The organism is Sulfobacillus harzensis (assembly GCF_012933365.1).
GTDB lineage: Bacteria > Bacillota > Sulfobacillia > Sulfobacillales > Sulfobacillaceae > Sulfobacillus_B > Sulfobacillus_B harzensis.
Window position 1 is genome coordinate 49,423 of record NZ_JABBVZ010000014.1, and the last position, 16,019, is coordinate 65,441.

Genomic DNA, 16,019 nt, shown 5'->3' on the forward strand with positions numbered 1-16,019 from the left:
GATGCCATCCGTCAGTAAGCAGCGCGCTTGCTGAGAGTCCCGCAGTCCATGGGGTCGTTGTCTTCCCGGATATCCAAAATGGCGTCGTCCAATCGGTCCGGCGATAAAACCGATGCATCATCCGTAAACGGAGTAGTTGAGCGCGGTCAATCAAACAGGCCATTTGGCAGCGCCATTGTACCGCTAGCGCCACACGCCCACAACGATGCCGATGACCACAAAGATCCAAACATAGGTAACGTATTGGTTCAAGCGGCCCGATTGGATTCGCCGAATGTGGCTCGAAGCCCAACGTCCCACGGCGACCAGTGGACCGTATACTTGCTGCTCAAGCCGATTGATAATGGTGTGGCGATAGAAGTGGGCACCCTCCGTGTGTGTGCGGGTGCGCGACAAGCCATAAAACTTTGCGAAAGCGAGCCTCAAGGGATGAACAAAGCCTTCCGCCGACCAACTGGTGCGTGCGGCAAAGGGTTCCGCTCCCCCATTCCAGGGACTCACCAACCGGACTCCCGTCCCGCGGCGAAATAGTTTCCGTATCAGGGCCACCACCAGGGTGAGCGCAATCGCCATCCAGAACAAAACATAGGGGTTGCCCACGTTGAACGCCTGGGGGAAGAACACGGTGCCGTGCGCTCCGGGTGCTGGGACTAAGTTTGCCCCAATGGGGACCAAGGGGGCCGCGCTTTGGGGATTGATAAAGGTGGGCGCGACCACGGGGCTCCGCGACGTGAGATAGGGCACCAGGGCGTGGTTAATCCAAGGCAGGAACCATGGCACGCCGGGGCCGGCGACTGCCACCAACACCAGTGGTATCGCCAACGCAATGACGAAGGACCGCAGTGGATGCTCCCCGCTCACAGGTTTTATGCCACGGTGAACACCTAAAAAGATAAATCCGTACCAACGCAGGTAGGCGGCCACACCGATAGCCACCGTCAACGCCAGACCGGCACCAACCACCATCAAACCGAGATGCGCGGCCGCACCGGTGCCCTCCCGCATGGGCTTCAAGATGCCTTCCAGCAGCAGCCATTCCCCGACGAATCCACCCAAAGGGGGAAACGCTCCCAAGGTCGCCGTCGCCAGCAAGGCCAACCAGGCAACCCATCCGGACCCGGGGACCAATCCCCCTAATCGGTCGAGCGTCTGACCCCAGCGACCCGTAAAATCCGTGGCGGCAAACAGCACGAATTTGGCGCCGGCATGCATGACCAGCAACACCACGGCGGCATCGAGGGCCATGGTGGACGCCACATTTTGGGGTGTCGTTAAAGAGACAATTCGCCAAATGCCCAACGACGTGAACACCAAACCCAGAATTTCCAACGTGGAATAGGCCAAGACCCGTTTGGCATGCCGCGATACGATACTATACAAAGCCCCCGACAAGGCCCCTAATACGCCGAGCACCACCAAGACCACAGCCCATGCCAAACTCGCCCCAACCATGGCCTCCACGGCCAAGATGCCGCTGAAGGCGAGTGCCGTCAGCAAGCCGGAAAAAATGCCCGCCACCATTCCAGGAGCCTCCGGTTCCGCCATGGGCATCCAGATCATGACAGGAAACAGCCCGGCTTTCACCCCGAAGGCAATCACCGCAAGTACCATAATCACATTTCCCAACGATGCCGGGACGCCGCTCAGCTGATGCACCGCCAACGTGTCCTGCAACGATTTGGCATGTATGGGCATCAACCAGACTAAGGCCACCAAAAGCATCATGCCGCCAAGTTCAGACAGGGCCAGCAAAGCCCATCCCGCGTTCCATACGGGGCGTGAGCGTCGGGTGGTCACCAAGCCCAAATAGGTGACCGCAGAGATGAATTCCCAACTGATTAAGAGCAACAACCCATCGCCACTCCACAAGAACACTCCGACGCCCGACAAAAGCGGCAAAAGGGCATACAGTATGCGATGACCATCGCGACGCGAGAAGGTCAAGAGGATGGCTGCGAAGAACAGCAGCCCGGCCACCACGGACCACAGCCTTGCCAGCGGCAATGGCGAGGCCACCAGTGCCGGCCATGGCGCCGGCAATGGGATGCGACGGGCATATTGGGGGACCAAGAAGAAAGACATGGCCAAGAGCCCCAGCGATCCCACCAGTCCAGAGACCGACAGCCAGACATGAACGCCGCGTGATCCACTGCGCCACAGTGTGGCACCACCGGCAAGCACCACAACAAGATACACCGTCCATGTCAAAATCCAATCGGAACCGCTCATTGCCGTACCTCCCTGGGGCCGCTTATGGGATCTACGCCGTCAACCGCAGCCAAGAGCCCGCGCAAAATGTCTCCCGGGCTTGGCGGACATCCGGCGATAGTGGTCGTGACGGGCACAATCCCCTCAAGGCCCCCCCGAACCCCCGGAGCTCCCCGAAACACCCATCCGTCGATGGCGCATGATCCGAGTGCGACGACGCGCTTGGGCGCCGTCATTTGTTCAAACACGTCCGCGATGACCTGAACCATGGCATCCGTGATGACGCCGGTTACCACCAAAATATCCGCATGCTTGGGCGAAGGCGTAAAGCTAAATCCGTAGCGGGACAAGTCGTAATCCGGGCTGGACAACAACCCCAACTCCGATTCGCATCCGTTGCACGATCCGGCATCAATGTGCCGGATGGCCAAGGCGCGGCGCAGGAAGCCATCCACGGGGCGAGCACTCGTTTGGACCGCGTCTGAATTCGCCATCGCTGCCGCGATCCCATCGGGCTCGGTCGGGAATCCTGTAGTTTCGGGCCGCCGTACGATATTTTTCAGCCAATGCCAATAGTACATCTCTCGAACCCCTCCTGGGCTAACCGTCCCATCCCGCAACGGATAGGGCGAAGCTAGCATCAATAATGGGGAAGTCTTGTAAAATGTTGCCGTTCGCCATCGCATCGGGAACCACCGCCCAATTGCGCTCGGAGGGCGTCGCGATGGCCGCGTGTGCAATGCGGCCATCTTTCGGGTCAAACCGCAGCCAATACCCCAAGAGGCCGCGGGGCGCCTCAACGATCCCGACTCCCGATGCTTGCACCGGCGGTCCATCAAGGACCTCCTGCGCCTCGTTCGGGGATAGCTCATGGGGATTCCATCCCCCTAAAATCCGCCGCACCAATCTGAGACTTTCGCCGAGTTCTTCCACGCGAATGCGAAAGCGCGCGTAGGCATCGCCGTCCGTCTCAATCGGCGTGTTCAGGTCTAAGTCGCCATACGCCGCATAAGGCCGAACCTGACGCACATCTAATTCCAGTCCCGCCGCGCGGCCTACGGGGCCGACAGGTCTTCCCCATTGGATGGCCGCAGGCGGCACCCGCCCCGCTCCATGCAACCGGTCCAGAAACGATGACGTGCGCTCCAATCCCATCGCAATGCGCTCCGCTTGATCCAGCACGTCCGAGATAATGCGGGCGGCCGCGACCGGATCCACATCTTGGGGCCACCCTCGAGCAGCGACACCGCCGGGAACAATGGCGGCGCGGAGGTATCGATGCCCAAAGAGCGAGAAATTGAGCCTCAGCACGGTCTCTTTCAGGTGCAAATACTCCATTTGGGGTACGGGAAGTCCGGTCGAGACGGCTAGCATGGCCAGGTCTCCCAAGTGACTGTATGCCCGCTCTAGTTCCGCCAACAGGACCCGGGTTGTCTGCACTTGGTGCGAAAGTTGGATTCCCCACGCATCCTCGACCGCCAGGACCATCGCCAACGTATGGTGAACATTTGAGGTGGTCGTGAACCGAGAAATCACGGGCAGTGCCTCCTGGACCGTCCGTCCTGAAACCAGGGCTCGGATATGCCGCTCCTTGAATCCATTTTTGAGCGTCAAACGGATAATTTCATCTCCCATCACATGCAAGCGATAGAGAAGGGATTCAGCGACATCCGCTCGGACTGGGCCCAGGGGATAGGTAAAGAGGCCCTTGCCGCGGACGCGGGGATGATCTGGCAATTGCCACGATAACTCCGGGCGTTCCCGGGCTAAGCGATATTCGGCCGTCACGGTCTCCCCAATCCCCGACCAGGACGGTTGCCACGCATCCTCCCAGTCGCTTTCGCGCGCGTCCCAGTGCAGCCGCGTGAGGGCGCCCGTCTTGCGGTTCATCAGCAGCGTCGCGAGGATGGGGCCGTCGGCCGTTAGCACAATGCTGTCGAAGTCCCGCGCACGCGCGACACGCCATGCATCGATCCAGTCCCGAGCCGTCGCGGCTGTTGGGATGGTTTGTACCATGTCCCCTACTTCCATTCCGTCATCATCCTCCCTGTTTAGAGATGAACTGTCGCCAACTGCGACACCACATGGTGCCATAAGGGGTGAACCAGCAATGGAAATCCGATGCCACCGGCCAAGACAAACACCCCCAATACGGCGCTGGGTAGAATTAACCCCATTGGTTCCTGAATGGTATTGACTGGCGAGGCGCCAACCTGCCCCGGGGTGAACAGCCAGCCCGGCACACGTCGCGCAATGGCGATGAAAATGAGCACAACCAGGGCCGCGGCCGCAATTGCGACCGGACGGTCGCCCACCTGATGCAGCCCCCCCGCGAGAATAAGCCACTCACTCCAAAACGGGGCAAACGGCGGAAGCCCGACGATCGCCGCCGATCCTAGTGCCAGTAGCGCACCGGTCCAGGGGGTGCGATGCAGAATGCCACGGGCCCCATGCTCTGAATGGGAACTGTGATACAGAATTCGAACGGTGCCGGCGTTGTGAAACAACAGCGTCTTGCTCGCCGCATGCGTCCAGATGTGCAAAAACGCTCCCACCAACGCGATGCCGCCAAATCCCATCCCAAGACTGATGAGACCAATGTGTTCAATGCTGGAGTATGCCCACAGGCGCTTGAGATCGCGCTGGAACGTCAACGAACCGGCGGCAATGACCAATGACAGCAAGCCCAGCAAGATCAGAGCGTCTTGCAGATAGGCAGACGGAAGACTCAAGGCGAGCACGTGGAACAATCGGTACACGATGAACATCGCCCCCGCCAGTTTTAATCCGGACAACAAAGCCGAAACCGGTGCCGGCGCTTCGCTGTGGGCATCGGGAAGCCAGGTGTGAAAGGGAGCCAATCCCGCCTTCGTGCCATAGCCCACCAAGGCCATATAGGCTCCGATGAGCGCCCAGTGCTGGTGTACTCCAGACAAGGTCTGATGCGCGGGCACGAAAGACCATGCGAATAGCGGGCTGCCCACGGCCGTCAATGACAAAATGGTTCCCAGAAGCGCAACCAGACCGCCCAACTCTGTCACAACAATGTATTTCCATGCGGCTTCAACCGCCCCGCGACTGGCTGGATGCGCGGTCAGCACCGTGCTCGTTAACGTCGCTCCTTCAATCGCCATCCATAGAAAGATGAAGTTTGTCCAAATGGCCAACGCGGCGAGGGACCCGATGAAGAGCATAAAGAAGAGATAATACCCTTTAACGCGTCTGGCCGCCCAGTGATGCTCTTTCGCCTCGCGCGTAATGTAGGGGCCCGAGTACCAAATCCCAAAGATTGACAAGATCGCCACGATCACGAAAAACCACGTCGCCAAGGGACCGGTTCCCTGCCACAAGCGCAGCGGCAATGCTGCCAGCCAAAAGAGAAGAAAAGCCCCTGCGATCCCGCTCACCCACCCCAGGCGATTGACTGGCACAATCCAATACCCCAACCCAATGACAGCAAGCCCTAGGGGGATAATCCACAATGCATCCGTCATCATCCGATCAGCTCCTCGAGATCGCGGACATCTAGAGAATGCTTAACCCGCCGGACTTCGGCTGCCACATAGGCCAGCACGAGGGCCAAGGCCAACCCGGTCACGTCGATGCCCACTTCTCCGATCGCGGGGATGCTGGTTCCCCACGTGAGCGCACCGACATCCATCACCGTTTCCAGGCTCAAGATGCCCCAGAGAAGGCTCCACACCTCATATCGGCCTGAGAGTTGCACGAACGTCACCAGCATGGCGGCCAGCACCAATCCCATCGGCAAGGGATATGGCAGCCCCAAGCGCCCCACCACTATGCCTCCGGCGCTCAGTAGGAGCGCCAACATTAATAGGGCGCTCATCCCGGCAGGACCATGAGTTCCGTACGCCCGGCGCATCGATTTTAACCAGCGATTCATCACGCCGGGGATAACAAAAATCTTCAGCACAATAATGAGAGCTGCAACGGACCAGAATGCCGGCCGATGGCCGAAGATGGCTAATAGGGACGCCACACCGGCCTCCGCCACCGCTTGAATTCGATACATCACTGCCATGGTGTGCGGTGTTTTGACGATCATCATGGCTACCGCGGTCATCCATAGCAATGTCACCGCCAGCAAGAGCCACGTGGACATGCCGGTTTTCCCCTTTCGTCTATAGGTTTGATACCAACCCACCAAGGGCGGCGATGACAATGGCCGCCATGAGAAAGTCCACGTTGCGGATGAGCCGCAACTTGGCAAAGCCGGCCTCGATACTGACCAATACCAACCCCAGGACCGTCACTTTCAGCGCGACAGCCAGGGCAGCCAGGACGACAGCACCCACGGCCGGAGATGTGGCTAAGCCCCAGGGCGTTGCCAACACATTGGACAGAATTACGCTTAAAACGAGGAATTTCATCCATCCGCCCCATTCGTAGAGCGCAAGGTCCGGACCGCTGGATTCGAATGTGCGCGACGGATCGATCATGGACAGCTCTTGGGAGGTGGACGGATTGTCGATGGGAATGCGGCCGGCTTCCGCAATTAAGAGCAGAAACCATCCCACCACAATCAGGAGGTGAGCCGGGCTGGCGAACCATAAACGGGACGCGAAAGTCTGATTCACCACAAAGGGAATCGTCGCTTTGGCCGCCGAGGCCGCCACAAACACCAGTAAGAGAGAGAGGGGTTCGGTAAAGGTGGCAATGAGTCGAATGCGGCTGACACCGAGGGCTGGATACACGCTGCCGCTATCGAGTGCCGCGAACAGCAACGCCAACCCTCCGCCTGCCAGCACCATTCCCCCACCCAACATATCGCCCATCCACGCGAAGGGTAGCGGGAAGCTGGTGAGCACGGGAATGAGCATGGTGACCAGAATGGGGGCGATAAAATACACCACCGGCGCCCATTCAGACACGGCACTGCTATGATGGCTGCGCACCGTCTCTTTATGAAGCCATTTCCACAAATCGCGGTAAGGCTGCCATATCGGCGGACCGTGGCGCGCCGCCAACCGTGCGCGATACCGCTCCATGACGCCTTTAAGAAGGGGGGCAAATCCTAACACGAAGAGCACTTGACAGCCTTGGGCAACGTAAAGATTCACACACAACCACCTCCGACGCCGAATCTCGATGTCGAGAGCTGTAGCGCGTACTCCCGTCATCTCGTGTCAGGAGTCATCAACCCCGGGGGGTGGTTTCGGATACCATCGGTATCCGCGGCGGAATCCATCGCCTATTCTCAATACTTATCGATATCTTGAGTATAGCATGCCATTTCGTCGGATCTGCCATCGTAACGCTGCCTCAATCCCAAACGCGGCAGTATCGTTGGCCGTCCCGTCTACCAGTGTCCACCCGATCGCAATGAAGATCATGGAAAAGGCCCGGCTTTACACCCCCGAAGAACCATACTGGGCGCTGCCATTCGAACATCCCTCCATTCCAGCAAAAAAGGCTGACGACTTCACATAGAAGCCATCAGCCGATCTCGGCAGTTGTGAGGAGAGCTTCATCTCCACGACCATTATTGCGATTACCCTTATATTAACCTTAGAAAGTCGCCAGGGAAAGTCCTTTCGCAATTATTCCGGCAAGTTTTCAGATCGGCCAAAATGCCGAACCTCCACGGTATCAACAGTGATGAGGCCATGGTCAAGCATATCGGCGACAGTCGCAGCAAACTTGTCCACCCGTTCAGCTCGGTCAATAATTTCGATGACGAGCGGCAGGTCTCCCGACAACGTCAAGAGATTGGCAGAGTGGATCCGGCTTGAGTGCCCATAGCCTTCCACCCCACGCACAACTGTTGCGCCGGCCAACCCCATTTGCCGCGCCTTCACCACGATTGCATGATAAAGCGACTGGCCATGGCGACTCGATTCTCCAATGTAAACCCGCAAGCGGCTCGCCTTCACAGGATGGAATGCCACTACGACTCCCCTTCCGTGGTGTCGATTTCCTCGACGTCAGTATTTCCGGCCGCATTCAGTCGCGCCTGCACTAAAATGCGGGTACCAATCACTCCCGCCCAGCAAGCGGCCATGCCTAAGATCAAACTCCCCAGCGCATAGCCAATCCCCGCCAGCGGCGCTCCTTGTGTTAGCAGCTGGTGAACGCCCAGCATGTAGGTGGAAAAGGTGGTATATCCGCCAAGCACCCCCACCGCAATGAAAAGCCGGCCACGTTCCCCAAGCCAGCCATATTCCATCGCTAGCGTCATCACAATGCCAATAAGAAAGCTCCCGCTAATGTTAATCCCAAAGATACTGTACGGGATGAGCGTGGATGGAAGAATTCCCGACAGCCCATATCGCGCCATGGCTCCTAAGCCGCCGCCCAATGCAATCCACAGCAAATTGTTCATACGACGGATCCAATCAACATGCCGGCAGACACCCCGAAGAATCCAAACACGATGCTTAACAAGGGGTTTAACAATGCTTCACGATAGAGTCCTTGCTCCAGCAACATTAATGTTTCGTATGTAAAGCTGGAGAATGTGGTGAAGGCTCCGGTGAAACCCACGTCTGCAAAGAGCAACACGCGGGGATCCAGACTCTTGGTCGCCTCAACCAGGACGCCAATAATGACGGTACCCACAAGATTGACCACCATCGTGCCCAAGGGGAATCGCCCCATATTTTTTTGGTTTACGACAAATCCGAGAAGAAATCGAGCGACAGCCCCTAGACCCCCGCCGACAAATACCACCCCAAGATTGAGGAACAGGTCACTCACCTCTTCGCTGGAATTGATGCAAAAAACAAACTGATAGCTCCCCACGATTCGAACGACACGAGCGACCGAAAGTGCAGGAGTCATCAGCTGCTGTGAGCGGTTTCCCCATTGACTGGGAGCGGTAGACCTCCATTACCGTCGAACAGCATAGTAGAAGTTGCCGATGCCTGTCAACGCAGCAACCGTCGCCACATGGCAACCTTCAACCTCAACTAATGCCTTCCGCCATGTTGCGCCGAACCTTGCCATATTGCACCACATTGACCGGGTCCAAGGTCACCAAACCGCCAGGAACCATGTCGTCAAGCACGGTCATGAATTGGGTAAGGTATTCTTCGGAATCAATGATTTCGATCACAATCGGCAGGTCCGAAGACAAATCAAGCAAATTTGCCGTGTGAATCCGGTTGGAGGGTCCGTATCCTTCCATGGCGCGCATCACGGTCGCTCCGGCGAGCCCCCTCTTTCGCGCTTCTAAAACAATCGCATGATACAACGGCTGGTGATGGTAATGAGCCGATTCCCCTACGTAAATCCGCAGTCGATAAGCTTGGCCTGTAATTTTCGGCGACATGCGATCCATTCCTCCTTCGTCGAACAGCCCTTCCCTCCATCTTTCCCTTAGGAGACCCATCAATACTAAAATGAGAGCGCCCGACTCGGATTATCGCCTGCCGCGAGGCCTCACTCGCTATGGTCCGGAATCGGAACCGCACGTCCGGGTTTAATCTGGTCGTCACGCCCGCGCAAATTAAGCGTCCGCCGAATAGGTTGCTTCAGTGTCCACGCTCCTCGAAGACGAATTGGCATCCATTCTTTTGGTATAACTTTAAGGCGATCAAGTTTCCGGATCAACGCTTAATGACAGCGCCGCAAACCCTGCCTGTTGGGCATGGGTCGCCATGGTTCTCTAGAGGTGTCCCCCAATCCCCCATCCACGATAGTCCGAACGGATGCCATGCCCAATTCGGGATTGTATCGTCGACATAGCCCCAACCATGGCCTTTCTTCGCCACATAGCATCCACCTGGCGCCTAGACGCATCCCATGTTCATCAAGGGCAACCATGGCGGCATCTCGGTGTCTCTCCCCCGTGCTCGGAGGGATTTGGCGACCGCACTATCGGGAACAAAGATGGATTGGTACAGCATCTCCCACAAGAACGGTAAGTCGCCGCTCTGATACGGCCGAACCGCATACCGCATTGGCCTGCGCTCCCTCCGCGTGGCGAATTTCATTGGCAACCCACCTGATCACCGATGACCTTCAGACTCATAAGCCGAGCCTTTTCACGGCGCCGCTTCTCCCGCTGTGCTAGCCAATCAGCGGCTTTTCCATCCTGACGCATTCGATTTCCATGCCGGACCGCAATCGGTGCATCCGCGTTTCACTCGATTGGTATCCCTGATGGGCATAGAACGAAACGGCTGTCAGCGACGCGTCCAACCACGCGCGCGGTGTACCGTCCGCAAGAAAAGACCGTTCGACAACCTGCAACAGTCGTTGCCAAATTCGTTGATGTGCATAATGTGGATCAACATAGACGGCCGTAATCTCCTCGCCCCGGCGCCCAGCAAATCCCACCACCTGACCGTCGGCTTCCGCCACCCAGAGGTGCTCCCCGTCCGCCATCGAATCCCGGTAGTCTTGAGGCATGCAGGCTCCGATCCAGGCTTCAATCTGCTGAGGGGTATAATCCCCTTGGCACAGCACACGAACCGAACTTTGGTGAACACGACAGATACTGGGTGCATCCCTTAACACGGCTTGCCGCACCGTTACCTCAACCATCGGGAATCGCTCCTGTCTTAGACCCATCAGAGCCATGGCCCTTGAGCGTTTAGCGTTTGTCTTGACAATACCATATGGGAGCTATTCTTTCTCAATCAAGGGATTGGCAATAGACCATCGCCATTCAAAAGGCGGTGAGCGTGCCGTTGGGCCAGGAAAAGCGAAGGGGCGGACGTGGCCGTTGCTTGTCCGCCATGGGCGCTCTCCCTGTATTCCACGCGTTATGAATGCCTTTGAACATGTTTTAACGAGGAAACAATTCATCACCGATGTCGAGGCCGGGGCGATTTGCGCACGCGCGAACGTTGTGTTTAAAGCCCCGGTCCCGATCCACCAGCGCTGTTAGCGGTCTCTAGGGCCAGAAAGACGCCGGCTTGTTGAACACCTTGCCGATATGGAACATGGTCACGGGCCCGACAACCCCATCCGGGGTGATGCCAACCGACTGCTGAAAATGGCGGACGGCATGCCGGACTTCGCTGCCGAAGTAGCCATGGAGTGCCCCGCTGTAGAATCCACGTGACTTCAAGAAATGCTGGAGCCACAATGTGTCAATGCCGTTCCGCCCCTCGAAAAGACCGCGTCCTCCCAAGTAGGTGTAGGCCCAGAGAGCGTCGAAGGTTTCCCCGTGAACGCGGCCGTCGACCGGCACCCCCCTGTCGATGCCCAGCGCGTTCATGTCATGTTGGAAGTGTTTCACAGCATCCCGCGTCTTGTGGCCGAAATAGCCGTCAGCGGGCTCGCCGACCTTCGCCCAGTAGTGGTAGCAATTGAGTCGGTTTTGCAGGACCACCACATCTCCGCCAAATTCACCCAAGTGGTCGATAGGACGGCTGCCAAAGCGCGGGCCGCCGTACGCGCTGTTGTATTGACCAAGCGTAGCTGCGGTGATGGGTCCGATCACGCCATCATTGGGCAAGCCGAAGTACTCTTGCCACTCGTGTACGGCATGACTCGTCTGTGGACCGAAGATGCCGTCGACAACAATAGGGCTTCCCATTGGGCCTTCTGGCGGTGCTGAATGGTCGAGGAAGAGATTGAACAGTGTTTGAAACACCTTGACATCGGTTCCCCGAATATGCGGGGATTGCAGGTAAAGAATCCGGCTTCCCCAGGAATGATAGTGTAGACCATCTTCAAATTCAGCCATAACGTACTCCCCCTTTTCTGTCGCACCATATGCTCAAAAGGATCCATGGGTTCCTATTCCTGCCATTCTCTTTAGCATGGGGATGTGCCAGGAACTTGCGACAGAGCTGTAGGGGTTCGCGGCCAGAGACTGTCCAAAGCTCTCCCTCCATCTGAAAGGTCGGCACGACGAGTGGGTGGCGAAGAAATGGAGGCGGTAGTCAAACCACCTATTCGTTTCCTGAGGGCAACCGCGACGCCCTGACTCAAATCCGCCGTGTGGATTCGGATGTCGGAACTAGTCCATAAGCAGGTCAAAACTCCTTTGGATCCGTCTCACTCTGTGGCGGGCGTTTGGGCTCTGTCCGCTTCGGTAGGATGTTGTGGCATTGTTGGGATAATGCCGCGCTTAAACGCCTGCCAATCGGGGTACCACACGTGGCCCGCGCTTGGCATCCTTTGATCCAACCGTATGAAAAGCTCATAAAAGACCGTCCGGAGGTACTGACGGCGATGCAAGAGAGCGGTTTTATACAGATCTTTGCCCTCGTTCGGCAGATAATCATGGGGAATACGGTCCACAATCTCCGCGATGCGGGCGTCTGGCAAAGCTTCGATTTTTTCCAGATAGGGCAGGCAATGTTCCCATCTGACCCGATTAAACACGTGACTTACCGTTTGGTGTATGGAAACCCGGGTCCAGTTGTCTGAAAGTCCTGTCCATCGCATGCTGTAATCAAAGTCGTAGAAATACACATGCTCCAATCGTCCTTCAGTGTATCCAACCATAATGTTGCGTTCGGTGCGGTCACGGTTTTGAAGCCAGGTATCGAATACCCATATTCCCGCAGTGATTATCATGTCACGAACAAAGTAGTCGATGACCTCGGCGATGACGCGGGGCTCCACGCCATGCTGTTGAAGGCGGAACCAGCTTAAGTGGTTCGTGGACAACGAATATTTGGACAGCGCCACGGGTTGGGTTGACCCATCCGGCATGGTGGCCTGGCACAGCAATACCGAGGCCACCGGCAATCTCAGCAAATGGGCCAAGTCCGCACCAATTTTCTCGCGAGCCGGCACCAGGACGTCCAGTCGCCGCGGTTTGACCCAGGCTTTTTGTGCGGGCTGAGTGCGGCAGTATGCTGGGCATCCATTTTTGTGCGGTTGTTCCGACCACAAAATCTCCCACTCCGACGGAGAAGCTTCGACTCGGTCAAACCAGGCGGTCGCTTGGTATGTTGCGGTGTCGGCCACGACAATTCCTCCACAGAAAATCGCGTTTTAACAGCGGCGGTGCCTCTGACGAAAGTCCCCTGCCGAAAACGGCTATCGATCCGGTCAAAGTCCTTAAACCCAAACGACTTGAACGATGGCCGTGTTTTTGGGTAGGGCATTCGTCGCTACGTCTCTAAAGCCGAATAATAGATGCTCACAATTTTCCTGGCCATTCGATCCGCCCGCAGGTGCGCTTCTGCGAACATCCGGGCGTTGGTACCGAGGGATTTGCGTAAGGTGGCGTCTTGGACCAGCAAGAGTAATTTCTCCGCCAATGGCTGGACGCTACCTGGCTCGACGATGAACCCCGTCTCTCCATCGGAGATGATTTCCGGAATGCCGTTGACGTTGGTCGTTACGATGGCTTGGCTGGCGAACATCGCTTCGATAATGCAAATCGGCAGCATGTCACTGGTGGTGGGGTGAACAAAAATGTCCGATCCACTGAGGATGTCAGCAACGTCCTCTCTATATCCCCCAAAAATCACATTCCGCAAGTCGAGGTGTCGGGCCAGCCGCTCGATGTCTTTTCGGGCCTCCCCGTCACCAACGATCAAGACATCCACGTTGTCCAGATAATCCTTAATCATGGCCAGGGCTAGGAGGAGGTACTTGTGGCCCTTTCTCCGGGTAATGCGAGAGACACTTGTTATCAGGACTCTTCCAGAAGGATTGCGCGTCTTCTGCGGCACTGGAAAATCAATTCCCGTATAAACCGTTTCCAATTTCTCTGGCGAGGCCCCTAATCCGGTTAGCGGTCCGTGAAAGACGTCGCATAACGTGATGATGCGGGACGCTGATCGTATAGCCCCCCTATCGATCGCCCGATAAAAAGCCGCCTCCACCGTGCCTTCCTTAATCTCTCCCAGCCGCAAGCTTCGATTAATGCCTAGTTGATGCGGGGTGTAGAAAATGGGAGCCGGGTAATCGAGGCTCACTTGCCCTAGAACGTTGGCCGTAAACCGATCTTGGGCATGGAATACATCATATCGGGTTGAACTAAGCCTTTCTCGAAGTTGAAGCTCATAGGCGCGGAGTTTTTGGCATACGCTTATACCTTTCGCGTTCGCCTCGCCATACCTCCGGATGAAGTAGCGCCGAATCAAATCTCGTTCGATGGAACCTCTAAACTTTTGGGTTGCATTGCGAGGCGCATGGTAATCCTGGATATCCACATGATGACCAAACCCCTCCAGTCCTCGCTTCAGGCTACCAATATAGCGGGATAGTCCGCCCGGTTGAGGATATGGCCAGAATGTGGTCAACAGGACGCGCAACTTCCCGGAAGCTCGGTCCGCCATTTGATATCCGTAGTGCCGATCCAAGGCCTGGATCAGATGCGGATAAGGCTGGTAATCCATGGGTATCCCCCTCTCAACGCATCGGTGGCTGAATCGACTCTAAAGCGAGGGGATTGTCCTGAGATCCCACCCGAGGCGACCATCCGTGGCGGAAATGCCAAATCGCATAGCGGAGTGCCGGCATCGGATCGCGCCACACGAACAACGCATATTCTTTGGGTCCTGCCATGTTCTTAAGCCACGCTGAAACCGGCAGGTTGCCATCGCGCCATTGCTCAGTCGAGGCGATAAAATCTCGGACAAAATATACCCATTTGACCCCGTCAACTTGGGTCGTTGCCGGTTCCGGGACCTGGCCTGTCAGTAATTGATAATAAAGAAGACTCAAATCGACTCCGCAACGCGTCGCCAACCCATGCCAAAACCAGGTCCGAGCGTTGATTTCGATGAACTTAAGCGCGCCATCGCGCGGATCCCGCTTGTACTCGACCTTGGCCAGACCTTTCAGGTTTAACGCTTGGAAGAGCCCCATCGTCATTTCGATGGCTTCTTCGTCTCGCCGGCTGATGGCAATAGATCCTGTCCCGAAGTAGGGGGGATATTGATGCAGCTTTCGCCCGCTGAACACACCAACTAACTCCATGCTGTCATCAAACAGAGTGCCGACGCCAACCAGGCATGTCTCATCACCTGGGATCAGTTCCTGCACGAGTAGCTGGCCGTACTTCCGGTAATAGGGGTAGTCCCGGCGGAGCTGGTTGGCATTTCTCATCACAATGGCCTTGCGGTTTAATCGCTTACGGTAGTCGCTCGAAAAGGCCGGCTTCAAGATGCAGGGAAAGGCCAATTGCGGAATGATGTCATCGAGCTGTGCTTCGGTCTCAATGACAAAGGTTTGGGGGCAAACCATACCATGGCTGCGAGCAAGCTCGTGAGTCAATCTTTTGTCCAGAACCGCTTCGATGAGCTCATGATCCGGCAGCAGGAATCGGTAGTATTGGGCCAACCGCGACCGGTTTTTTGAGGCGAAGTACAAGTAGTCGTCCGATCCCAGGTATAACACAGCCTGCTTTTCAAACGTCTTGCCTAGATCCTCTAAAAACTGCAATAACCGCGACTCCTCTTGCACCGGGTGGGGGCAAGTACCCGAGCGGGCCAACCGGGTTTTCCCCAGTTGGTCTTTTGGTGGCGCATCAAAGGCGTATATGGGGATGCCGTGATGCGCCAGGCTACGAACCACGCCCAGGCCATTCGCACTTAAATCCAACACAACTGCAGGATGCTCGTAGCGTGACGGATTTCGCGGTCTTTGAATCATTTCCACACTCTCCTAATCATCTCAAAAGCTTCCGCATAAGGAAGCCCGACGGTCATCCCGCGGACCCGTGCCAAGTAGGTAAGCCCCTCATAAGAGCGGGGGTGGGGAAACGGCCGCATTTCCTCATGATAATGCCGTGCGGCTTCAAGCTTATCCCCGATGGTATCGCTAATATCGACGAAGTAGTTGGGCTTAAAAGTCGAGGTTGTCCCAGGCTTCGTAGATTTTGATTCCATACAATTACGCCATTTGCCTTGGGCTTTTGCCTCGACCTCCTA

General features: G+C 56.7%; 16 protein-coding genes and 3 riboswitches. All 16 genes read right to left on the reverse strand.

Annotated elements, in window-relative coordinates:
* Positions 1 to 183: 183 nt before the first annotated feature.
* Positions 184 to 2,229 (reverse strand): proton-conducting transporter transmembrane domain-containing protein, encoded by a 2,046-nt coding sequence (locus tag HIJ39_RS06180; RefSeq protein WP_169097799.1) that lies wholly within the window; start codon positions 2,227 to 2,229, stop codon positions 184 to 186.
* On the reverse strand, positions 2,226 to 2,789 hold the full coding sequence (locus tag HIJ39_RS06185) for an NADH-quinone oxidoreductase subunit B family protein (RefSeq protein ID WP_169097801.1): 564 nt from the start codon (positions 2,787 to 2,789) through the stop codon (positions 2,226 to 2,228). Before HIJ39_RS06185 ends, HIJ39_RS06180 begins: the two co-directional genes overlap by 4 nt.
* A gap of 19 nt (positions 2,790 to 2,808) precedes the next feature.
* Positions 2,809 to 4,239 (reverse strand): hydrogenase large subunit, encoded by a 1,431-nt coding sequence (locus HIJ39_RS06190; protein WP_169097803.1) that lies wholly within the window; start codon positions 4,237 to 4,239, stop codon positions 2,809 to 2,811.
* A gap of 20 nt (positions 4,240 to 4,259) precedes the next feature.
* Positions 4,260 to 5,705 carry a proton-conducting transporter transmembrane domain-containing protein gene (locus tag HIJ39_RS06195; RefSeq protein ID WP_169097805.1) on the reverse strand — a complete coding sequence of 482 codons (1,446 nt, stop codon included), beginning with the start codon at positions 5,703 to 5,705 and terminating at the stop codon, positions 4,260 to 4,262.
* A complete protein-coding gene (locus HIJ39_RS06200; protein WP_169097807.1) occupies positions 5,702 to 6,331 on the reverse strand; it encodes a hypothetical protein in 630 nt (209 codons plus the stop codon). The genes HIJ39_RS06195 and HIJ39_RS06200 overlap by 4 nt, the downstream gene beginning before the upstream one ends.
* Before the next feature lie 19 nt (positions 6,332 to 6,350).
* A complete protein-coding gene (locus tag HIJ39_RS06205) occupies positions 6,351 to 7,289 on the reverse strand; it encodes a respiratory chain complex I subunit 1 family protein (RefSeq protein ID WP_338055099.1) in 939 nt (312 codons plus the stop codon).
* Between the two features lie 60 nt (positions 7,290 to 7,349).
* Positions 7,350 to 7,430: riboswitch (Fluoride riboswitch) on the reverse strand.
* Positions 7,431 to 7,649: 219 nt separating this feature from the next.
* Positions 7,650 to 7,713: riboswitch (Fluoride riboswitch) on the reverse strand.
* Positions 7,714 to 7,769: 56 nt separating this feature from the next.
* A complete protein-coding gene (locus tag HIJ39_RS06210; protein WP_338055100.1) occupies positions 7,770 to 8,117 on the reverse strand; it encodes a DUF190 domain-containing protein in 348 nt (115 codons plus the stop codon).
* Positions 8,117 to 8,551 (reverse strand): fluoride efflux transporter CrcB, encoded by a 435-nt coding sequence (crcB, locus tag HIJ39_RS06215; protein WP_169097811.1) that lies wholly within the window; start codon positions 8,549 to 8,551, stop codon positions 8,117 to 8,119. The genes HIJ39_RS06210 and crcB (HIJ39_RS06215) overlap by 1 nt, the downstream gene beginning before the upstream one ends.
* On the reverse strand, positions 8,548 to 9,009 hold the full coding sequence (crcB, locus tag HIJ39_RS06220; protein WP_169097813.1) for a fluoride efflux transporter CrcB: 462 nt from the start codon (positions 9,007 to 9,009) through the stop codon (positions 8,548 to 8,550). Before crcB (HIJ39_RS06220) ends, crcB (HIJ39_RS06215) begins: the two co-directional genes overlap by 4 nt.
* Positions 8,993 to 9,071: riboswitch (Fluoride riboswitch) on the reverse strand. It overlaps the preceding gene by 17 nt.
* A gap of 62 nt (positions 9,072 to 9,133) precedes the next feature.
* A complete protein-coding gene (locus tag HIJ39_RS06225; protein ID WP_169097816.1) occupies positions 9,134 to 9,499 on the reverse strand; it encodes a DUF190 domain-containing protein in 366 nt (121 codons plus the stop codon).
* 460 nt (positions 9,500 to 9,959) lie between these two features.
* Positions 9,960 to 10,130 (reverse strand): hypothetical protein, encoded by a 171-nt coding sequence (locus HIJ39_RS06230; RefSeq protein ID WP_169097818.1) that lies wholly within the window; start codon positions 10,128 to 10,130, stop codon positions 9,960 to 9,962.
* Between the two features lie 109 nt (positions 10,131 to 10,239).
* On the reverse strand, positions 10,240 to 10,716 hold the full coding sequence (locus tag HIJ39_RS06235) for a GNAT family N-acetyltransferase (protein WP_169097820.1): 477 nt from the start codon (positions 10,714 to 10,716) through the stop codon (positions 10,240 to 10,242).
* A gap of 352 nt (positions 10,717 to 11,068) precedes the next feature.
* Entirely contained in the window at positions 11,069 to 11,866 is a 798-nt protein-coding gene (locus HIJ39_RS06240; protein ID WP_169097822.1) for a peptidoglycan-binding domain-containing protein, read from the reverse strand.
* A 314-nt stretch (positions 11,867 to 12,180) separates the two neighbouring features.
* Positions 12,181 to 13,101 carry a hypothetical protein gene (locus HIJ39_RS06245; RefSeq protein ID WP_169097824.1) on the reverse strand — a complete coding sequence of 307 codons (921 nt, stop codon included), beginning with the start codon at positions 13,099 to 13,101 and terminating at the stop codon, positions 12,181 to 12,183.
* Positions 13,102 to 13,247: 146 nt separating this feature from the next.
* Entirely contained in the window at positions 13,248 to 14,483 is a 1,236-nt protein-coding gene (locus HIJ39_RS06250; protein ID WP_169097826.1) for a glycosyltransferase family 4 protein, read from the reverse strand.
* Between the two features lie 13 nt (positions 14,484 to 14,496).
* Positions 14,497 to 15,741: a carboxylate--amine ligase gene (locus HIJ39_RS06255; protein WP_169097828.1), complete on the reverse strand. Its 1,245-nt coding sequence runs from the start codon at positions 15,739 to 15,741 to the stop codon at positions 14,497 to 14,499.
* Positions 15,742 to 16,019 lie beyond the last annotated feature (278 nt).

Coding starts and splice junctions, on each gene's coding strand:
- HIJ39_RS06180 (WP_169097799.1), bottom strand. CDS start 2,229: ATGAGCGGTTCCGATTGGATTTTGACATGGACGGTGTATCTTGTTGTG.
- HIJ39_RS06185 (WP_169097801.1), bottom strand. CDS start 2,789: ATGTACTATTGGCATTGGCTGAAAAATATCGTACGGCGGCCCGAAACT.
- HIJ39_RS06190 (WP_169097803.1), bottom strand. CDS start 4,239: ATGGAAGTAGGGGACATGGTACAAACCATCCCAACAGCCGCGACGGCT.
- HIJ39_RS06195 (WP_169097805.1), bottom strand. CDS start 5,705: ATGATGACGGATGCATTGTGGATTATCCCCCTAGGGCTTGCTGTCATT.
- HIJ39_RS06200 (WP_169097807.1), bottom strand. CDS start 6,331: ATGTCCACGTGGCTCTTGCTGGCGGTGACATTGCTATGGATGACCGCG.
- crcB (WP_169097811.1), bottom strand. CDS start 8,551: ATGAACAATTTGCTGTGGATTGCATTGGGCGGCGGCTTAGGAGCCATG.
- crcB (WP_169097813.1), bottom strand. CDS start 9,009: ATGACTCCTGCACTTTCGGTCGCTCGTGTCGTTCGAATCGTGGGGAGC.
- HIJ39_RS06225 (WP_169097816.1), bottom strand. CDS start 9,499: ATGTCGCCGAAAATTACAGGCCAAGCTTATCGACTGCGGATTTACGTA.
- HIJ39_RS06230 (WP_169097818.1), bottom strand. CDS start 10,130: ATGCGGTATGCGGTTCGGCCGTATCAGAGCGGCGACTTACCGTTCTTG.
- HIJ39_RS06235 (WP_169097820.1), bottom strand. CDS start 10,716: ATGGTTGAGGTAACGGTGCGGCAAGCCGTGTTAAGGGATGCACCCAGT.
- HIJ39_RS06240 (WP_169097822.1), bottom strand. CDS start 11,866: ATGGCTGAATTTGAAGATGGTCTACACTATCATTCCTGGGGAAGCCGG.
- HIJ39_RS06250 (WP_169097826.1), bottom strand. CDS start 14,483: ATGGATTACCAGCCTTATCCGCATCTGATCCAGGCCTTGGATCGGCAC.
- HIJ39_RS06255 (WP_169097828.1), bottom strand. CDS start 15,741: ATGATTCAAAGACCGCGAAATCCGTCACGCTACGAGCATCCTGCAGTT.